Origin of the sequence: Pantoea sp. GL120224-02, from assembly GCF_900215395.1 — a bacterium.
GTDB lineage: Bacteria > Pseudomonadota > Gammaproteobacteria > Enterobacterales > Enterobacteriaceae > Pantoea > Pantoea communis.
Genome location: NZ_OBEC01000001.1, coordinates 510,294 through 528,665, shown reverse-complemented (window position 1 = coordinate 528,665; position 18,372 = coordinate 510,294). Strand labels below are relative to the sequence as shown.

Sequence of the window (18,372 nt, the reverse complement as noted above, 5' to 3'; positions counted from 1 at the left end):
CGCTCCTTACGCCACTGCCGTCTGTTTTTCGTAGAGGAAATGTAGGATCTGCTGGCGTAGCTGGTGATAGCGCGGCTCATCGGCCAGCGCCACGCGTGAACGCGGGCGCGGCAGATCGATAGCAAGGATCTCGCCCACCTGCGCCGCCGGGCCGTTAGTCATCATCAGCACGCGGTCCGACAGCAATACCGCTTCATCCACGTCATGAGTGATCAGCACAATGGTGGTTTTCAGCTCCTGCTGGATGCGCATCACGCTGTCTTGCAAGTGGGCACGCGTTAAGGCGTCGAGCGCGCCGAATGGCTCATCCAACAGCAGCACGCGCGGTTTCATCGCCAGCGCACGCGCAATACCGACGCGCTGCTTCATGCCGCCGGAGATTTCCGAGGGGCGCTTGTGCATGGCGTGGCTCATCTGCACACGATTGAGGTTGTGTTCGATCCACTCGCTCATCTCGCGCTTGTTCATCTGCCCTTTAAACACCTGCTGCACCGCCAGCTCAACGTTCTGATAGGCGGTGAGCCATGGCAGCAGCGAATGGTTCTGAAATACCACCGCACGCTCGGGGCCGGGGCCGCTGATTTCGCGGTTCTCACACAGCAACACGCCGCTGCTCGGTTGAGTTAAGCCGGCGATCAGGTTGAGCAAAGTGGATTTACCGCAGCCGGAGTGGCCAATCAGGCTCAATGTTTCACCCGCGTGGATATCGAAGCTAACGTTATCGAGTGCCAGAAATTCACCGCTGGCGGTGTTAAAACGCTGACTCACCTGCTGTACGCGAATAATCGGATTCATCATCGGCCCCTTATTTATCCCAGCTAAAACGACGTGCCAGCAGCATCAGTGCCTGCTCCAGCAACAGCCCAATCACGCCGATCACTACGATGGCGATCAGGATGTTTTCCACATTGAGGTTGTTCCACTCGTTCCAGATCCAGAAGCCAATCCCGAGACCACCGGTCAGCATCTCGGCGGCGACGATCACCAGCCAGGCGATGCCCATCGACAGGCGCATCCCGGTGAGCGCGGCGGGCAATACCGCCGGGAACAGGATGCGGCGCATCACCGTCCATTCGTTGAGTTGCAGCACGCGGGCGACGTTGAGGTAATCCTGCGGGATGCGCTGCACGCCCTCGGCGGTGTTGATCACCATCGGCCAGATCGAGCAGATGAAAATGGTCCAGCTGGAAGCGGGTTCGGCACGCTGGAACAGCAGCAGGCCAATCGGCAACCACGCCAGTGGGCTGACCGGACGCAGCAGCGCGATGATTGGGTTGAACATGCGTGCCACAAAGGTGAAGCGGCCAATCAGGAAACCGGCTGGGACGCCCACCAGCGCTGCCAGCCCAAAACCCACCGCCACGCGTTGCAGCGAGGCGACGATGTTCCAGCCAATACCCTGGTCGTTTGGCCCATTGTTGTAGAAAGGATCAGCGAACAGCGTGATGGCTGCCTGCCAGGTGGCAAACGGCGTTGGAAAGCCTTTGCTCGACATTGATGCCAGCTGCCAGACAAACAGCAGCAAAATCACACCGCAACTCGCCGGGATCAGTCTTTGTAGCAGCGGTTGCAACCAGCGCTGACGAGCGCGCGGTTTCTGTGGCACGTTAAGCGCAATCACCTGCGCCGGTTGAGCGACGACAGGCGTCGCGGGTTTTAGCGTGCGGGCTTCAGATTTCATGCTGACCTCACTTAACTGCGTTTAATGGCAAAGCTGTCGGCATAAGCGGCGGGGTTGCTGCCGTCCCACACTTTGCCGTCAGTAAGCGTGCTGCTGCGCATTTCACTGGACGGCACGGAGACGCCTCCCACTGCGCTGGCGGCTTGTTTGTAGATGTCGATACGATTGATTTGACGGGCAACGGCAGCGTAATCGGGAGCGGTCTTCACCATGCCCCAGCGCTTCATTTGCGTCAGGAACCACATGCCATCAGAGATCCATGGGAAGCTCACTTCGCCATCGTGGAAGAAGCGCATGGCATGCGCGTCCTGCCATTTCTGGCCGAGACCGTTTTCGTACTGGCCGAGCATGCGCCCTTCTAAGGTTTCAACTTTGGTATTGATCCATGCGCGCCCGGCTAATACGGCGGCGGTCTCTTTGCGATTTTCATCAGAAGCATCGATCCAGCGTGCGGCTTCCAGCACCGCTGCGGTCATAGCGCGCGCGGTGTTAGGGTTCTCTTGCACCCATTGCGCGCGAGTGGCGAGGATTTTTTCCGGATGATCGGGCCAGATTTGCTGCGTGGTGGTGGCGGTAAAACCGATGTTGTCGCTGATGCCGCGCTGATTCCATGGCTCGCCCACGCAGAAGCCGCTCATGTTGCCCATCTTCATGTTCATCACCATCTGCGGCGGCGGCACCACCACGGTGCGCACATCCTCAAACGGATCGATACCGGCGTTTGCCAGCCAGTAATAGAGCCACATGGCGTGGGTGCTGGTCGGGAAGGTGTGCGCGAAGGTGAACGTGCCTTTCGCCTGGCTGGCGATCAGCTTTTGCAAGCTGGTGGCATCAGTGACCTTCTGCTCTTTTAGTTGATTGGCGAGCGTGATGGCCTGACCGTTGTTATTCAACGTCATCAGGTTAGCCATGTCGTGTTGTGGCCCTGCTACGCCCAGCTGTAAGCCGTAGATCATGCCATACAGCGCGTGTGCCGCATCCAGCTCTCCGGCTGTGAGTTTGTCGCGCACCGCCGCCCAACTGGCTTCTTTACTCGGCTGTAGCGTCAGACCGTACTTCTTATCAAAACCTTTTACAGAAGCCATCACCACCGGAGCGCAGTCAGTGAGTGGAATAAAGCCCACGCGCACGCTGCTTTTTTCGGGCGCATCTGAACCGGCAGCCCATACCGCATTGCGTAAGCCCGGCAGTAAATAACTGCTTCCTACCACCGCGCTACCCAGCAGGAACTGACGACGTGAGACTGAAAACCGCGTTTTACTCATCATGCGCTTCCTGAAAAAAAGAAATAAAAAAAGGCGTCCTCCCGCATGTCGTAAAAACATGGGGTCGGACGCCTTTATCCAAAGCACTCGCTTCACCGCCGTTGGCGAAACAAATGCGCAATGTCAGTGGAATATTGCAAAGCCTGTGCCAGAAAATTTTTTACTGCAAAATCAATATTAGCGCACCATTGAGCCGTGAATCTGACTCCGCTTTGCACTGCCAGGACGCATAATACGCACAAGCTTTGTGCAACTACCTCCTTCGGGTTATGGCTTCAGCGTGGCCGCTACAGCGAGGATCGCCTGAGCAATATCCAGCATGCGTTTGTTCTGATTCATGGCACTTTTGCGCAGCGCTTGCCACGCTTCCTGCTCGCTAAAACCATGCTGCTGCATAAGCCATCCTTTGGCCTGGTCGATGACTTTTCGCTCATCCAGAGAAGCACGCATGGTGGCTAGTTCATCCGCCTGTGCCTGTAAGCGTTGCGCCTGCTCGCGAATCAGTGACAGCACAGAGCGGCCGAGTTGGGGGGCGAGACCGTTACTGTCCAGTGTGGTTTCCTGCTCACCCAGCCAGCTGGCGCCAGCGACATACAATGAGAAACTCGCGTCCTCATTGATCGTCAGGTGCTGCGGTTCAGCTTGTTCACTCGCCGCAATGGCGCGCTGGCAACACGCCATTAATGTGCTGCAGAGTTCATCTTCAATCTGTTTCATCTGATCGAGACGTTGGCTCAGCAGCGTGAACCACTGCAGCACGCCATTCTCACCGCACTGCGCGCCGGTGCAGGCAATACGCCTCAGACGCTCAATCTGGCTATCCGCATCCGCCATCACTAGCCATCGCTGCTGGTTGTGCATATCCGCGAACTGACTGAAGGTCGCGAAGCTTTGCTCCTGAGCAGCGATCAACATTTGAATCCGCTGGCGCTGTTCCGCGGTAAACTCCCCGGCAGCAAACCCGGCTGAACCGGTAGCGCGCTCCTGCCCCGCCAACTCCTTACCCTGCATAAAGCTAAAGAGCGCAATCAGCGCGCGGGAAATCTCCGGCTCACTGGCCGTATCGGTGGCTTCGAAGACCAGATTAAGTAAGGTGCGGATAATGTGATTAAAGCCCTCCATCGCCTCTGCATGGCTGCACTGCCCGGTCCGTATTTGCTGGCGTAACGATGGCAGGCTCTGTAACGACTGCAGCGCTGCGGCTATCAGCATACAGAAACGGCTGTAACCCGGCTGCGCCACCGCTTCCGGCAGGACCATAAGGGCATTTTCCTGTCGCTGCTCTACCTCAAGTGCGCGCGCATCCAGCTCATCGCCAAACAACCGTCCTGCGGAACAGATCCAAATGTTGCTGGCACCGCGCTCACGTTGTAGCACGTGAATTAACTCACTGATGGCGAGAATCTGTTCGCCTGTGCGCAGAAGTCGTCGCAGGCTGGCAATTTCGCTGGCGCGGCTGGCGCGCAAATATTCTAAAGCCCGGCTCATAAGGTTCTCTTGAGCAAAATAGACATAACGACTTTAAGCAAAAGCCGTGCCGGACTGACTTTAAAGCTGGCGGAAATGTGCGCGGAAATTCCGAAAGTAAGAAAATTGTTTACCTGCGCAATCTTTTTTTAACCTTAAGGAAAGATTAATAATGCTTACTATTAATCAGGCACCTTTCTGGGTTGTTTCGGCTTTATCGCTTGCGTTTTACGCTTACGCAGGTAAATAAGTAAACTCAGCTTATCTATCACTTAAGGCACGAGTTTTTTATCCCCCTGCTATGCGCTGTTTTCGCCCGTTAGCACGGGTTTTCTCGCTATGCAATGGATTGAATTCTCAAAAGTCTTAGGTAGACTGAGCACAGTACTATCTTTCTGTAATCTGACTGTTTTTTGATGGCTTTCCCGCTGCATACTCTGCCCGCCTTAAATGCGTGTGCCACATATTAATCTGCAGCTAATCTGATGAAATTTGAGGTTCATGGTGAATAAGAGTCTGTTGCTCACTCTGCTGGCAGTATTGACATTGGCGGGTTGTAAAGCGCCACCACCGCCGATGACTGATGACACCCTGGTCACCAGTGAGGTAAATGGCGTCAAGCTGGTTCACCGTCATGCGGTGGCAGCGCCAGGCGAATTCACGCCGGTTAATGAGAGTTTCCGCGCACTGTATGCGGCGTCGGTGATGACCACGCCAGATTATGGCGGCAAGGTCGTTCGTTATCTCGATAACGCTAAACCATTTGAAGTACTAGGACGTGTCGAACACAGTTGGTTAGCCGTTGCCGATGAACCCAATGGACAGCTGATTGGTTACATCCCGCCGAAAGCCGGGGTTGAAAGTAGCCGTTATGACGCCACCCTGCGTAGCGACCGTCCACGTCCCCGCCGTACTAAACAGGTCTGCGTGGCCGTTGGCGGAGCCAGCAAGGCTTGCCGCACCAACGATACCGCGACCTGGATCCTAGACTGATAATGCAATATGGCGCAGATTGTCCACAGCAAGGTCGCACTCTGTGGACGCTCCCTAGCGCCATTGCCAGGAAAAAAGATATTTAATGACCCAGGATTCTGTTGTCCGCGATGGCATTGTCGCGGGCAACGATAACCTTTTGCTTAATGCCGCAGCACCGATATTGAATGCCGTTGTCCGTATACGGCAGGCTGCTACGCATGACGATCCCGCCGGTTTACGCCAGTTACTCATTGAAGAGATCCGCCAATTCGAACATCGCTGCAAGCAAGCCGGTTTGCCGTTTGAGATGATCATTGGTGCGCGCTACTGCTTATGCAGCGTACTGGATGAAGCCGCCGCACAAACTCCATGGGGTACGCGCGGTGTGTGGTCAGGGAACGGCATGCTGGTCACTTTCCATAATGAAAGCTGGGGCGGCGAAAAAGTGTTTCAGCTACTTTCCCGCGTCTCGCAAAGCCCGCAGCAACACCTGTGGTTGCTGGAGCTGATTCATTACTGTCTGTTGCTGGGCTATGAAGGACGTTATCGCGGCAGCGATGCTGGCCGTGCACAGTGTGAAGGGATTCGTAAACGTCTCGCTCAACTGATCCAGGAAACGCGCCCGTCGACCACGAACCCGGCCGTGCCGCTGGTGGAAGTGCACCCCCTGGTCAGTCGCTTAACCCGTCCGATGGTGCCGCTATGGGCCTGTGCGATGTTAGCGGCCCTGATTGCCTGTCTGATTTACAGCGGCCTGAACTGGCGGCTGGGCAATGCGGCCGAGCCGCTGCTGCGCGCCATCTATCAAACACCGCTGCCACAAATTATGCCCGGCCGTCGCCCTACCTCACCGCAGGCATTGCTGGATTTGCATCAGCGTTTGAATGATGTGATCGCCGCCGGTCAACTTGAAGTCAGCGATGGCGCCTTTGGCAGTAAAGTGATCATTCCTGCCGATAAACTCTTCTCCCCTGACGGTACCGTGGTTAATCAGGTTGGTCGCGCGCTGCTGGCGCACGTTGCCAGCGCCATGAAAACCGTTAAAGGCACGGTACTGGTGTCGGTGTATACCGATAACAGCCCGGTGGATGGGCGTTTTGCCTCAAGCTATGAATTTTCCTTTGCGCGCGCACGCGCCGTGACCCAGTTGCTAAACCCGCAACTGGCGGAAGGGCACAGTGTGAAAGCGGAAGGCCGCGGCGACAGTAATCCGCTGCTGCCAAATGACAGCAATGAAAACCGCGCGCGCAACCGCCGTGTGGAGATCACCCTGTTTGCCGCACCGGAAACCCTTGGCAATCATCCAGGAGGTGAGTGATGCGCGCATCGCTGCAACATCTGTTAACCCACCGCCTGCTGTGGAGCCTGATTGGTGTCACTGCCTTAAGCTGTGTGCTGTGGATGCTCGGCCCGCTGTGGAGTTGGGGAGACACCCGCCCCCTTGAGCCGGTGTTTCCTCGTCAACTGCTGGTCGGTTTGCTGTTCTTCTGCTGGGTGCTGTTCCAGTTTATCCCGGCGATCTGGCGCGGCTGGTTTAACAGTAAACTCCTCAACCGTTTGCAGGAGATGAGTCACGAAGAGCTGTCCGATCGTCAGGCCACTGATACGCTGCTGGCTCAGCGCTTCAGTGAAGCAGCGCTGCGCCTGAAACGCACACAGTTTGGTCGACGTCATCAACAGAACTGGCTGGCCCGCTTTCAGAGCCACTATCTCTACCAGCTGCCCTGGTATGTGATGATTGGGGCGCCCGGCGCGGGCAAAACCACCGCCCTGCTCAATGCCGGACTGGAGTTTCCACTGACCGATAGCCTTGGCAAAGCGGCGATTCGCGGCGTCGGCGGTACGCGTCACTGCGACTGGTGGTTTACCGACAGCGCGGTGTTGATCGATACCGCAGGGCGATATGCTCTTCAGGAGAGCCAGCGTGTACGCGACGGCGCCGAGTGGCAGAGTTTTATTAACCTGCTGAAACGCTATCGCACCCGCCAGCCGATCAACGGCGTGATCATGACCATTAGCGTTGCCGATCTGCTCACCGATTCCGCGGAAGCACGTCACGCACAGGCCAGCGCGTTACGTAGCCGCATGCAGGAGTTACACCAGCAAACCGGTATCCATTTCCCGGTGTATGTGATGGTGACCAAGACCGATCTGCTGAAAGGGTTTTTAAGCTTTAACGAAGGCCTGAGCAAACCGCAGCGCGACGCCATCTGGGGATTCACCTTCCCCTGGGAACCGGGTAAACCGCACAAAGATGACTGGCATAACAGTTTTAGCCAGCAATATCAGCGTTTGGAACAGCGCCTGCAGCAGCAACTGCCCACGGTGATGGCGAATGAACGCGATCTCACCCTGCGTGCTGACTGTTTCCTGTTCCCACAGGAGTTCAGTTCGTTAAGGCCGTTGCTGAATGAGTACCTGGATGTGGTGTTCTCGCGCCATGAGGATGAGATTGCCTGGTCAGCGCGCGGCTTATTCTTTACCAGCGGGACTCAGGAAGGCTTACCGTTTGATCGCATCATGGGCGAACTCAACCGTAAGCTTCAATTGCCACATACCGGTGAAAGTAGCCTCGCCACCTGGGATAGCGTCACCCGTAATAACCCCATCCCCGGCAATAAAGGCCAGAGTTTCTTTATCCGCGACCTGCTGAGCGATCTGGTGTTCCGCGAAAGTGGCTTAGCGGGCAGTAACCGCCATTGGGAGTACCGCAACCGCCTGTTCCACTGGATTGGCTACGGTGCGCTCACTGGCGCATTGCTTTTGCTCTCCGGTTTATGGCTGGCCAGCTATGTCCAGAACCAGCAATATCTTAACCAGGTCGCCGAGCGTATTGAGCCAATGACTCGTCAGAGTCAGCAGGTGATTCATCAGCCAGCCGATAATATCTTTGATCTGCTACCCTTCTTAAATAACCTGGTGAAGCTGCCGTTGTCGGAGCGCTTTTCCCTCGACAATCCACCGCTTAGCATGCGCGTGGGTCTCTATCGTGGCAACCAGGTAAGCGATGCGGCATGGGTGCTTTATCAAAATGCGCTTAAGTCTCTACTGTTACCGCGCGTGGCCCAGCAAATCACCAATTTGCTGCGTGATGACCCCGGTAACGACAATGAATACAGCCGCAATGCGCTGCGTGCCTATCAGATGTTGTATCAACCGCGCAATTATGACGGCGAATTCCTGCGCGCCTGGCTGATGCAGAATCTTCAACGCAATCTGCCAGATGATGTCAGCGCCCGGGATTTGCAGCAGCTTGACTGGCATCTTAGCCAGCTTCTGGATCAGCAGATTCAGTCGTCGCCTTATGCGCGAGATAACGCACTAATGATGCGCAAGCTTGCAGAAAATCTGAAAATTGCCGGTGCGAATGGCAGTTCGCTGGCGATTGCACCACAGCGGGTTTCGCAGCGATTGACCGGACACAGTGAGTAATGGTGAGGTAACCATGGCGACGCACACCGCGCCGGGTTGGTACGGCAAATTACCGGCCACCGGCGATTTCCTGCGCCAGCGCCTGAGTGAGAATACCGTGACGCCCTGGAGCCATTGGTTTCAACAGGGGCTCATGCACTGGCATCAGCAACCCGATGCCTCCACTCAGCTGTTTCTGCGCGCACCTGTCTGGAATTTTGTTCTGCCGCTGTCGCCGCTACGTCAGCAGGTGCAGATGGGCTGCCTGCTGCCTTCGTGCGATCGCGTGGGGCGCAGCTGGCCGCTGCTGGCTTTGCGAAGTTTTCCGCTCAGCCACTGGCACAGCGCTCAGCTGGCCATGTCGGGCGACTGGTTTCAGGAGTTGGGGACGCTGCTACTGCGCGGCGTGCGTGACCGGCTGAACCCGGATGCGCTGGAGCAGCAGATGCAACGCGTCACGCCGCTGATGGTCCCGGATAATCAGCGCAGCGATATTATGGATGTGATTGGTTTTGATGATCTGCCCTGCACACTGAGCTGGCGTGAAGTGGCGGATAAATTTGATCCCCAGCAGCATATTAGCTACTGGTGGAGTAATCGCAGTGACGGTTTTGCCCACGCCACACACAAACACAGTGGGCCGCTCACCGCGCAACTTTTTGCGTTACTGTTTAACCCGGCGGCAGGTGCACAGCCGGGACGCAACGGCCTCTATCCACCCATGTTTGAATGAGCCGCAGCGTTTTCCTTGTTAACAGGATGACTCATGCAATTTACCATTGTGCAGTGCAATACGGATGTGCCAGCAAAGACGGTTGCTTTTAAACCGCCTGGGGGAACCATTGGCCGCAGTCAGGATAACGATCTGGTGCTGCCTGACGAATCGCGCGCCATTTCACGCTTGCAGGCGCTGGTGCATATCTCCCCGGAAGGTGAATGCCGCCTGACCAATCAGGGCAGCGTGACCTCGGTGGTATTGAACGGCGTGGCGCTACAGCGTGGTTCACAAGTGCAATTACAGCATGGTGATGCACTGCAAATCGGCGATTATGGCCTTGAGGTGCGCGATCCTGCCTGCCAGAGTATCCAGCATGATGACCCGCTCACGTTCTTCGCGGACAGCACTGCCGATCCTCTCGGTATGCAGCAGGCATTCGACAGGGTGCCGGAACCCACTGCGGCGCGTCCGGAGCGCCTGACTGACCCACGCCTGGGTATTGATCCACAAAGTGATGCCCCTTCGGCTCCCGCCACGTTGCCGCATGCCGATCAGGACAAGCTGCTGGCCGCGCTGCTGGAGGGCATGGGATTGAACAATGGCCATCACACGACGATCACCGAAGAGCAGATGCGCGTGACCGGCCGCATGCTGAGCCTGTTCTCGCAAGGCACTGTTGCCCTGCTCTCTTCCCGTTCGATCCTCAAGCGCGGCGTGAAAGCCGATATGACGATGATCCTCAATGAGGCCAACAATCCGTTTAAAATTTTGCCTTCGGGTAAGACGGTATTGATGCAGATTTATCAGAGCCAGATGCCCGGTTTTATGCCGCCAGAAGCGGCAGTGCGCGATGCACTGGTGGATTTGCAGGCGCATCAGCTGGGTATGATCGCTGGCATACGCGCGATCATCGCGGCGATGCTGCAATCCTTCAATCCGCAACGGCTGGAAGAGGAAGCACGTAAAGATGGCGTGTTGCCTAAGCTACCGTTTAACGGCGGGCGTAAAGCGGCCTTGTGGGATTACTTTTCACGCCACTACCAGCGCACTGCCGGTGAAATTGAAGATGACTTCCATACCCTGTTTGGTGAAGCGTTCCTGCATGCGTATGACATGGAAGTGAATCAATATAAAGATTCCCAGACTCGGACCGAAGACGCATGAAAATGATGTTTGCCAGCCGTTGCCAGCAGGGAATGCGCGATGAAAACCAGGATCGCACCGGAGCCGAGCTGGATGAGCACAAAGCCTGCTTTCTGGTTTGCGATGGCGTGGCCGGTTTGCCTGGCGGTGACAAAGCGGCGCAAATCGTGCGGGATACGCTGCTGACCCAGTTACACAACAGCCCGACGTTCACGCCCGAGAGCACTCGTGCAGCGATTGAGCACTGCCAGCAGGTGTTGCTTGAGGCGCAGGGAAAAAATCCGAAATATGCTCGCATGAGCACCACGCTGGCCGCGCTGTTTATTGACCGCGAGACACAGCGCGCATGGTGGGCGCATGCTGGTGACAGCCGGGTTTATCACTTCCGTCATGGGGTGTTGAGTCAAGTGACGCGTGACCATAGTCTGGCCCAGCAACTGCGCGAAGCAGGCTATGAAAATACCGGAATTAACAGTAATTTACTCTATAATGCGCTCGGCGTTGAGCCTGCACGTCCAGCCACCTTTAGTGAAGTGATTTCATTGACGGATGGCGATGCGTTTCTCGTCTGCACCGACGGGTTCTGGCTCAATCTGACCACTCACGAGATGGAACAAGCCCTGCGCATGGTCAATGCCTGCGAAGAGTGGCTGACTTTGATGGAACAAGCCGTTAACCGCAGTGTAAAAAGCGACAATCTCAGCGCTCTGGCCATCTGGATTGGCGAACCGCAGGAAGCGACGCTGCTTTATTCCCAGGCTGATGCGGCACGTTTTCTGCCGACACGTTATTGATCCCAAGGACCCTTATGAAAGTGTGGTTGCCGGGCTTAGCGACCCTGTTGCTGGCTCTAAATGCGCAAGCTGATGATTATCGTGTGGTCTATTCGCCGAGTCTGTCGCTTGAAGTCTACATCGATAATGTGGCCAGCAATTCACCCAACGACTGGTGCAAAGAGACCTTGCCGTTGCGTATTGTTTCCGGCAAAAGCACTGATTCCAGCATTCTGACCAGCTTCCTGCCGCGCGTTGGCACGCTGCTGGCGAATCAATGCGGCACGCTGGATGAAATCCCGTGGCAGATGACCAATAAAGACGGCAGCGTGCTGGCCAACGGCAGCGCAGCAAAATTACAGAACTGGCGACCCATCGTGATTAACGATGCGACCGCCAGTGCCAGTGCCAGCAATGCCGCCCCGCTGGATCTCTCACGCCCGGCAGACAGCACCCCATTGCAGCACTTTACCCTACCAGCGGGTTGTCATTTCCGCACCTCCTGGGACGAAAACGGCGACTCGCTATTTATTCCGGATAACCCGCAGCAGCACTGCTCCACGGATGGCTGGCTTGAAGGCCCGAGTGAATTAACGCTGATGAGTGGTGACAAAACCCGCTCGCTGGCGGTGAATTTCTATCAGGGCTACCCCATTGCCAACCTCAAGCTCAGCGGCCCGGCACTGGAAGTGGTGGCGGTGAACAAACAGCGCATGATCGTGACGCGTCCGGACGCCGAAGAGAGTTGGTTAGTGCTGCCGTTCGATAGCCAGCAACATGTGTGGCGCTTCACCGGCAATCTGCTGATTAAAATGGATAAGACAGCAGGTCAAGACAGTGACACGGTGAAGAGTCGGGTTGAAACCTTACGCGGCGTTTGGTCGTCGCAGTTTATGCCACAGCAAAAAGTGACTGTGTTACTGATTGACACCCTGCATGCGGATCTTGCCGATCCGGCGATTGGTGCCTGGCGTAACATTAATTAATTAGCGGTCGTCGCCTGACGTCAACAGACTGGCAGGCGCTACAGGACGTGTTCAGAGAGTTCACTATGTCGGCAAACGAAAACCACACACCGAATGCCCTGCCTGCGGGTTACCGGTTTAATGAATTTGAAATCAAGGAAGTGATTGGCGGCGGCGGCTTTGGCATTGTTTACCGTGCCTGGGACCATCAACTGGAACGCACCATCGCCATCAAAGAGTACATGCCGGTTTCACTGGCGGTGCGTGCCGCTGACCTGTCGCTGGAGTTGCGTGGCGAGCGCTTCCAGAAACTGTTCAACGCCGGACGTAACAGCTTCATTCAGGAAGCCCGTTTGCTCGCACGTTTTAATCATCCCGGCCTGCTGCACGTGTTGCGCTTCTGGGAAGAGAATGGCACCGCCTATATGGGCACGCTCTACTACAGCGGGATGACATTGAAAGAGTGGCAGGTCACCAGCCCGGACAGTATCGATGAGTCCTGGATTCGTCGGCTGTTACCGCCGCTGTTTGGCGCAATTAATACCATCCATACCGCCGGTTATCTGCACCGTGATATTTCGCTGGATAACATCCAAATCCAGGAAAATCAGCTGCCGGTGTTACTCGATTTTGGCTCAGCGCGGAAGGAGATCGGCAATCTCTCCGATGAAACCGAGATCATGCTGAAGCCTGGCTTTGCCCCGATTGAGCAATACAGCGAAGAGGGTGAAGTTGAGCAAGGTCCGTGGACCGATATCTATGCGCTTGGCGCGGTGCTGCACAATCTGATTACCGGCCATGCGCCTCCGGTTAGCGTGGTGCGCTGCATCGAGGATAACTATCAGCCACTGGTTGAACGCAAGCCAGCAGGCTATTCCCTGCCGCTACTGCATGCCATCGACTGTGCGCTGGCAATGAAACCCGGCGATCGCCCACAAAGCATTGATGCGTTTGCCAGCCTGATTGATTTGCCGGTGAGCGATGTTGAAGCACTGGTCACCACCTTCCCGGTGGCGGTTGAAGCTCCAGCTCCAGCGCCTGAACCCGTCGCCGCTCCGGTGCCTGAACCACAGGTAATGGCGGTGAATCATGCAGCGGCGGCGATTGAACCTGTCACGCCACGCAACGTGCGTCGCCTTTCGCCTGGTCTGGTCGCCGCCGCTGCCATTGCCATTCTGGCCGTGGTGGTGGTGGTGTGGAAAACGAATCGCCACATTGAAACCGCTTCGATCGCCGCGACACCTTCTGCGTCAGCGCCGGTAGCGAGTCAGAGCGCAGCAGCCAGCGCGCCAGGTATGGCAACCGTCTATCTGCGCTTGCAGGAGGGAGAGAAAGTGCTGCTTAACGGCGAAGCGAATGACGTGAAACCCACCAGCAGCGGCTTTGCTTCACTCAATCTGGCGGCGGGGAGTTATCGAATTGAAGTGCAAAATGGCAGCCAGGTAATGAGCCAATCACTGACCATTGACAAACCCGGAACCTGGCTGATTAATCCGGTTAAACAATAGTTAACGCGCTGCAGACTGCTGCAGCGCCCTCACTTCAGCGGCCAGACGCGTCAACGCATCTTCCTGCATGCCGCGTTTACCCAACTCCTGTTCGAGGGAGTAGAGATACTGAGCATTGGTGCCCAATGGTCCGCTGGCCTGGGCAATCAACGGTGCGATGGTGCTGCGACAGGAGTCTGCTTCATACAGCGGGTGACGCGGATCCATGATGAATACCAACGCCGTCACTTTGCGAGCATCTTCCAGTTCCAGTTCGCACCAGGTTGGCAGATAACAGCCGGTGATCATCTCGCGCTTCCACAGCAGCTCCAGCTCGTCATGCAACCGCGCTTCGGGTAAACGGAAAGCCAGACCGCTGGTTGCACCGCCTTCTTTTAGCGCCAGCATACGACCGGGCGTCGATACCGTTCCTCTGCCAGCGGTCAGACGCAGACAGAAAGCACGATGCCAGCCTTCGAGTCGTCCGGAAGCCACTTCTTCCGCCTCAAAAACCGGGTTCCACATCAGGGAGCCATAGCCAAAAATCCACACCGGGCTTTGGTCAGGGCGACAAGCCAGTGTGGCAGCGAGTGACGCGGCACGCTTTTCACAGCTCCACAGCAGCGCTTCGTCGATATCGCCAAATGATGTTTTACAATCCGCTTTTAACAGAAATTCCCGGGTTAACAATGCGACCTCCTCTACTGCGCTGACATCCTGTCGGTTCGGCTCCTCAAAGATGATGTCTTACAGGCAACACGCGTTGCGTCGACTTAAGAGAAGACATTAATGCATATTTAACAAAAGTTTCAAGATTGACCCCGATCACAAAGGGGAAATTCTTTGTAAATAGCATCGGCTGCCTGGCAGATAACTTGAACAGAGTGATGACGAAGAAAGCAATGAAATGGCAAACATATACTTTAGTTACACAAGGTTTTTTAAATCCATAAAACTCCGATAAACCACATTGAAATAAGATTAAAACAGGTATTATTTTATCTAAAAATTACTTTTATCGATTCATAACAAGATGAATAGTCTATTTTATTAGTAGATAATTACTTCTTTTGATGGATTAGAATAAAAAACCTGACTAAGTAAAGTCGCGTAAAAAGCCTGAAACACAACTGTTGAAAAGTTACACTGCGCTGCGTCAGAAAAGTCATTATATTTATCAGGCACTGATCGCCTGTTTTGTTCTTTTTGCCGGAGAGGATGGTGAATGGCTACACATGAGAAAACCCGACATACCGAGTACTCACTGATTTTCCCGATTGTCGCGCTGACGGTGCTGAGCTTCTTTGGCGGTCAGACGGCATTATTGCCGATTATCGGCATCAACCTGCTGGCGCTGGTCGCCATCCTTTGTAGTGCTTTCAGCGTGGTGCGTCATGCTGACGTGCTGGCACACCGCCTGGGTGAACCCTATGGCTCGCTGATTTTGAGCCTGTCTGTGGTTATTCTGGAGGTCAGTTTGATCTCCGCCTTGATGGCCACCGGCGATGCGGCACCTGCGCTAATGCGTGACACGCTCTACTCCATCATCATGATTGTGACCGGCGGTCTGGTGGGCTTTGCGCTGCTGCTCGGCGGACGCAAATTCGCCACCCAATATGTCAATCTGGCGGGCGTTAAGCAGTACATGATTGCCATCTTCCCGCTGGCGATTCTGGTGCTGGTGTTCCCGAATGCGCTGCCAGGCGGTAACTTCACCACGGCTCAGGCGTTGATCATTGCCGCAATCTCCGCTGCCATGTACGGCGTGTTCCTGCTGATTCAGACCAAAACGCACCAGAGCCTGTTTGTTTATGAGCATGAGGATGACGGTGACGATGGCGATCCGCATCATGGTAAGCCTTCTGCGCATAGCTCACTGTGGCACACGGTATGGTTGATCATTCATCTGATCGCGGTGATCAGCGTGACCAAGATGAACGCCAACACGCTGGAGCATCTGCTGACGGAACTGAATGCACCTGAGCAGTTCACCGGTTTCCTGGTGGCGTTGCTGATTCTGTCGCCGGAAGGGTTAGGGGCCATCAAAGCGGTGTTAATGAACCAGGTACAGCGTGCGATGAACCTGTTCTTTGGTTCGGTATTAGCCACCATCTCCCTGACGGTACCAGCGGTGAGCATTATCGCCACCCTGACCGGTCAGCAGCTGATATTTGGTCTTGAGCCACCACATATGGTGATCATGAGTGCCGCGCTGATTCTGTGCCATATTTCGTTCTCAACCGGGCGTACCAATGTGCTGAACGGCGCCGCGCATCTGGCACTGTTTGCCGGCTATTTACTGACAATTATGCTGTAGCGTCTGACGCTCAGATTCAAAGCAAAAAAAGGCGCCCATCGGCGCCTTTCTTACACCTGGATAACGCAATTAGTTGCTGGTATCCAGTTCCGGGAAACTCTTGACCAGATCATCAATCGCTTTTATCTGCACCAGGAATGGCTCCAGCTTATCCAGCGGCAGCGCGGATGGACCGTCGCATTTCGCGCTGTTCGGCTCAGGGTGCGCTTCAATAAACAGACCGGCGATACCCACCGCCATACCCGCACGAGCCAGTTCAGCTACCTGCGCGCGACGTCCACCTGAAGCCGCGCCGAACGGATCGCGCGTCTGCAGTGCGTGGGTCACGTCGAAGATCACCGGGCTGTTGTTGGTGACCTTCTTCATCACGTTGAAGCCCAGCATATCGACAACCAGGTTGTCGTAACCGAAATTGCTGCCACGGTCGCACAGGATTACTTTGTCGTTACCGCCTTCCGCGAATTTATCGACAATGTTACCCATCTGGCCTGGGCTAACGAACTGCGGTTTCTTAACGTTGATGACTGCACCGGTTTTCGCCATCGCTTCCACCAGATCGGTCTGACGCGCCAGGAATGCAGGCAGCTGAATCACATCAACGACATCCGCCACCGGCTGCGCCTGTGAAGCTTCATGCACATCAGTGATGATTTTCACGCCGAACGCCTGTTTCAGCTCCTGGAAAATCTTCATGCCCTCTTCCAGACCTGGACCACGGTAGGATTTGATGGAAGAGCGGTTAGCTTTGTCAAAAGAGGCTTTGAACACGTAAGGGATACCGAGTTTGTCGGTCACTTTTACATAGTGTTCGCAAATACGCATGGCGAGGTCGCGCGATTCCAGCACGTTCATGCCGCCAAAGAGAACAAATGGCAGATCGTTTGCGACCTTGATATCGCCGATATTTACTACTTTCTGAGTCATGCCCTTTCCTTATTGTCGAGATGACGCTTAGTGCAGCGTCACCTGTTTCTGTTCAATTGCGTGAATCTGCACTTTAATCATTTCGCTGACCGGATCTTCTGGACACTGTTCAACGAAGTAGGTCAAATCGGTCAGCGCGATATGTTCACACTCAAGCTGAGCGTAGATTAACCCCCGATCGCGGATTTCATACGGGTCATCGGGATCAATCTGCAGCAGTACCTGGCTGACGTTTAACGCCAGTTCCATCTGCTTCTCTTCCATCAGTGCCGCTTTCAACGTATCCAGCATTTTACGCATCACGTTGATGGTTTTGGCTTCATCCAGATCATCATTGTAGAGCTTCGCGGTCGGGCTGATATTGCCCTTCAGCCACACTTCCAGCGTATGTGTATCCAGCGTTTCGCCGTTGAAAGGATTGATCAACCACATTTCACCGTCCAGCCAGTCAGCACGCAGAATCAACTGGGTGGGGAAAATCACCGGGATCAGCGGCAGCTCCAGCTCGTCGGCAATGTGTAACAGAATCACCCCCAGCGATACGGCGGTGCCCTGTCGGCTCTTCAGCACTTTATCGATCCACAGCGCATCGGACAAATTGTAGACGCCGCTGGCGCCACCAAAGCCCCACTGGCGATAAAACAATTCAAGCAGCTTGCCCAGTTGCAAGTCGGCATCCTGTTCGCTGCTGACGTATTCCCGTGCTTCTTCAACTAATGCCGCCAGCTGTTGCTGAACGGATGGCGCAGAAAAATCATTGCGTATGGCGCAGGTTGCGCCAATCACCGCTTCACTCAACGGTGTTTCACTGTAATCAACTAGCTCTGGCGAGGTCATACTATCCCCAATAACGGCATTTTGGTCATCGCCAGCTTAATCACAAACAGCAGTGCTACGATTGCAATCAGACAAGCGATCCAACGTGTCCCCATCTTGCGTGGGCGACGGCTCAATGCCACGGAACCTAAGGCGATGTAGATAATAACCCCTAACAGCTTCTCCGTCAGCCAGCTTCCTTGCGGTGAGAACGGATAAAAGTGCGTAATCACCACCAGCAATACGCCACTGAGCAATAAAAAGGTGTCATTAATATGCGGCGCAATGCGAACCCAGCGGCGCTGCAGCATTGCCGAACCGGTGGTTAGCCAGTAAAAGCGCAGTAAAAACAGACTGATAGTCAGGGCAACCGTCAGCAGGTGAAAATGTTTAATCAGCGGATACCAGCTTGCCATGGTGCTTCCTTAAA

General features: G+C 55.2%; 17 protein-coding genes. 9 read left to right on the top strand and 8 right to left on the bottom strand.

Annotated features, from left to right (window positions below):
- Positions 1-6: 6 nt before the first annotated feature.
- The 4 genes from CRO33_RS02395 to CRO33_RS02380 all read right to left on the bottom strand — a co-directional run bounded on the left by CRO33_RS02395 (position 7) and on the right by CRO33_RS02380 (position 4,434).
- Positions 7-795: an ABC transporter ATP-binding protein gene (locus tag CRO33_RS02395; RefSeq protein WP_097116841.1), complete on the bottom strand. Its 789-nt coding sequence runs from the start codon at positions 793-795 to the stop codon at positions 7-9.
- Positions 796-805: 10 nt separating this feature from the next.
- The gene (gene ntrB, locus CRO33_RS02390; protein ID WP_097116840.1) at positions 806-1,681 is read right to left on the bottom strand and encodes a nitrate ABC transporter permease; all 876 of its coding nucleotides are present in this window, start codon (positions 1,679-1,681) and stop codon (positions 806-808) included.
- 11 nt (positions 1,682-1,692) lie between these two features.
- Positions 1,693-2,946, bottom strand: a complete 1,254-nt coding sequence (locus CRO33_RS02385; RefSeq protein ID WP_097116839.1) for a CmpA/NrtA family ABC transporter substrate-binding protein — start codon at positions 2,944-2,946, stop codon at positions 1,693-1,695.
- Between the two features lie 267 nt (positions 2,947-3,213).
- Complete coding sequence (locus CRO33_RS02380) at positions 3,214-4,434, bottom strand: nitrate regulatory protein (RefSeq protein ID WP_097116838.1); 1,221 nt, start codon at positions 4,432-4,434, stop codon at positions 3,214-3,216.
- A gap of 480 nt (positions 4,435-4,914) precedes the next feature.
- On the opposite strand from CRO33_RS02380, the gene CRO33_RS02375 reads away from it, so the two are divergent.
- From CRO33_RS02375 to CRO33_RS02340, 8 genes are all read left to right on the top strand, one after another.
- Positions 4,915-5,406, top strand: a complete 492-nt coding sequence (locus CRO33_RS02375; protein WP_176505716.1) for an SH3 domain-containing protein — start codon at positions 4,915-4,917, stop codon at positions 5,404-5,406.
- An 85-nt stretch (positions 5,407-5,491) separates the two neighbouring features.
- Complete coding sequence (icmH, locus tag CRO33_RS02370) at positions 5,492-6,706, top strand: type IVB secretion system protein IcmH/DotU (protein WP_058960205.1); 1,215 nt, start codon at positions 5,492-5,494, stop codon at positions 6,704-6,706.
- Complete coding sequence (gene tssM / locus CRO33_RS02365; protein ID WP_097116837.1) at positions 6,706-8,820, top strand: type VI secretion system membrane subunit TssM; 2,115 nt, start codon at positions 6,706-6,708, stop codon at positions 8,818-8,820. Before icmH ends, tssM begins: the two co-directional genes overlap by 1 nt.
- A 13-nt stretch (positions 8,821-8,833) precedes the next feature.
- Positions 8,834-9,532 carry a type VI secretion system-associated protein TagF gene (tagF, locus tag CRO33_RS02360; RefSeq protein ID WP_034828605.1) on the top strand — a complete coding sequence of 233 codons (699 nt, stop codon included), beginning with the start codon at positions 8,834-8,836 and terminating at the stop codon, positions 9,530-9,532.
- Positions 9,533-9,565: 33 nt separating this feature from the next.
- Positions 9,566-10,681, top strand: coding sequence for a type VI secretion system-associated FHA domain protein TagH (tagH, locus tag CRO33_RS02355; protein WP_097116836.1), 1,116 nt, complete (start codon positions 9,566-9,568; stop codon positions 10,679-10,681).
- Positions 10,678-11,454, top strand: coding sequence for a PP2C family protein-serine/threonine phosphatase (locus tag CRO33_RS02350; protein ID WP_045816028.1), 777 nt, complete (start codon positions 10,678-10,680; stop codon positions 11,452-11,454). The genes tagH and CRO33_RS02350 overlap by 4 nt, the downstream gene beginning before the upstream one ends.
- A 14-nt stretch (positions 11,455-11,468) precedes the next feature.
- The gene (locus CRO33_RS02345; RefSeq protein ID WP_034824256.1) at positions 11,469-12,419 is read left to right on the top strand and encodes a hypothetical protein; all 951 of its coding nucleotides are present in this window, start codon (positions 11,469-11,471) and stop codon (positions 12,417-12,419) included.
- Between the two features lie 65 nt (positions 12,420-12,484).
- Positions 12,485-13,906, top strand: a complete 1,422-nt coding sequence (locus CRO33_RS02340) for a serine/threonine protein kinase (RefSeq protein ID WP_097116835.1) — start codon at positions 12,485-12,487, stop codon at positions 13,904-13,906.
- Here CRO33_RS02340 and CRO33_RS02335 read toward each other — a convergent pair whose 3' ends face one another.
- Complete coding sequence (locus tag CRO33_RS02335) at positions 13,907-14,575, bottom strand: gamma-glutamylcyclotransferase (protein WP_176505715.1); 669 nt, start codon at positions 14,573-14,575, stop codon at positions 13,907-13,909.
- Positions 14,576-15,110: 535 nt separating this feature from the next.
- Between CRO33_RS02335 and chaA the strand changes: the two genes are divergently transcribed.
- Complete coding sequence (gene chaA, locus CRO33_RS02330; protein WP_097116833.1) at positions 15,111-16,202, top strand: sodium-potassium/proton antiporter ChaA; 1,092 nt, start codon at positions 15,111-15,113, stop codon at positions 16,200-16,202.
- A gap of 69 nt (positions 16,203-16,271) precedes the next feature.
- On the opposite strand, the gene kdsA is transcribed toward chaA, so the two are convergent.
- The 3 genes from kdsA to CRO33_RS02315 are packed head-to-tail and all read right to left on the bottom strand — an operon-like array spanning position 16,272 to position 18,358.
- Entirely contained in the window at positions 16,272-17,126 is an 855-nt protein-coding gene (gene kdsA / locus CRO33_RS02325) for a 3-deoxy-8-phosphooctulonate synthase (RefSeq protein WP_097116832.1), read from the bottom strand.
- 27 nt (positions 17,127-17,153) lie between these two features.
- Positions 17,154-17,963, bottom strand: coding sequence for an invasion regulator SirB1 (sirB1, locus tag CRO33_RS02320; protein ID WP_034824266.1), 810 nt, complete (start codon positions 17,961-17,963; stop codon positions 17,154-17,156).
- Complete coding sequence (locus CRO33_RS02315) at positions 17,960-18,358, bottom strand: SirB2 family protein (RefSeq protein ID WP_097116831.1); 399 nt, start codon at positions 18,356-18,358, stop codon at positions 17,960-17,962. Before CRO33_RS02315 ends, sirB1 begins: the two co-directional genes overlap by 4 nt.
- Between the last annotated feature and the right edge of the window lie 14 nt (positions 18,359-18,372).

Excerpts from the sequence above, each read along its gene's own strand:
- CRO33_RS02395 (WP_097116841.1), bottom strand. The coding sequence starts at position 795 with ATGAATCCGATTATTCGCGTACAGCAGGTGAGTCAGCGTTTTAACACC.
- ntrB (WP_097116840.1), bottom strand. The coding sequence starts at position 1,681 with ATGAAATCTGAAGCCCGCACGCTAAAACCCGCGACGCCTGTCGTCGCT.
- CRO33_RS02385 (WP_097116839.1), bottom strand. The coding sequence starts at position 2,946 with ATGAGTAAAACGCGGTTTTCAGTCTCACGTCGTCAGTTCCTGCTGGGT.
- CRO33_RS02380 (WP_097116838.1), bottom strand. The coding sequence starts at position 4,434 with ATGAGCCGGGCTTTAGAATATTTGCGCGCCAGCCGCGCCAGCGAAATT.
- CRO33_RS02375 (WP_176505716.1), top strand. The coding sequence starts at position 4,915 with ATGGTGAATAAGAGTCTGTTGCTCACTCTGCTGGCAGTATTGACATTG.
- icmH (WP_058960205.1), top strand. The coding sequence starts at position 5,492 with ATGACCCAGGATTCTGTTGTCCGCGATGGCATTGTCGCGGGCAACGAT.
- tssM (WP_097116837.1), top strand. The coding sequence starts at position 6,706 with ATGCGCGCATCGCTGCAACATCTGTTAACCCACCGCCTGCTGTGGAGC.
- tagF (WP_034828605.1), top strand. The coding sequence starts at position 8,834 with ATGGCGACGCACACCGCGCCGGGTTGGTACGGCAAATTACCGGCCACC.
- tagH (WP_097116836.1), top strand. The coding sequence starts at position 9,566 with ATGCAATTTACCATTGTGCAGTGCAATACGGATGTGCCAGCAAAGACG.
- CRO33_RS02350 (WP_045816028.1), top strand. The coding sequence starts at position 10,678 with ATGAAAATGATGTTTGCCAGCCGTTGCCAGCAGGGAATGCGCGATGAA.
- CRO33_RS02345 (WP_034824256.1), top strand. The coding sequence starts at position 11,469 with ATGAAAGTGTGGTTGCCGGGCTTAGCGACCCTGTTGCTGGCTCTAAAT.
- CRO33_RS02340 (WP_097116835.1), top strand. The coding sequence starts at position 12,485 with ATGTCGGCAAACGAAAACCACACACCGAATGCCCTGCCTGCGGGTTAC.
- chaA (WP_097116833.1), top strand. The coding sequence starts at position 15,111 with ATGGCTACACATGAGAAAACCCGACATACCGAGTACTCACTGATTTTC.
- kdsA (WP_097116832.1), bottom strand. The coding sequence starts at position 17,126 with ATGACTCAGAAAGTAGTAAATATCGGCGATATCAAGGTCGCAAACGAT.
- sirB1 (WP_034824266.1), bottom strand. The coding sequence starts at position 17,963 with ATGACCTCGCCAGAGCTAGTTGATTACAGTGAAACACCGTTGAGTGAA.
- CRO33_RS02315 (WP_097116831.1), bottom strand. The coding sequence starts at position 18,358 with ATGGCAAGCTGGTATCCGCTGATTAAACATTTTCACCTGCTGACGGTT.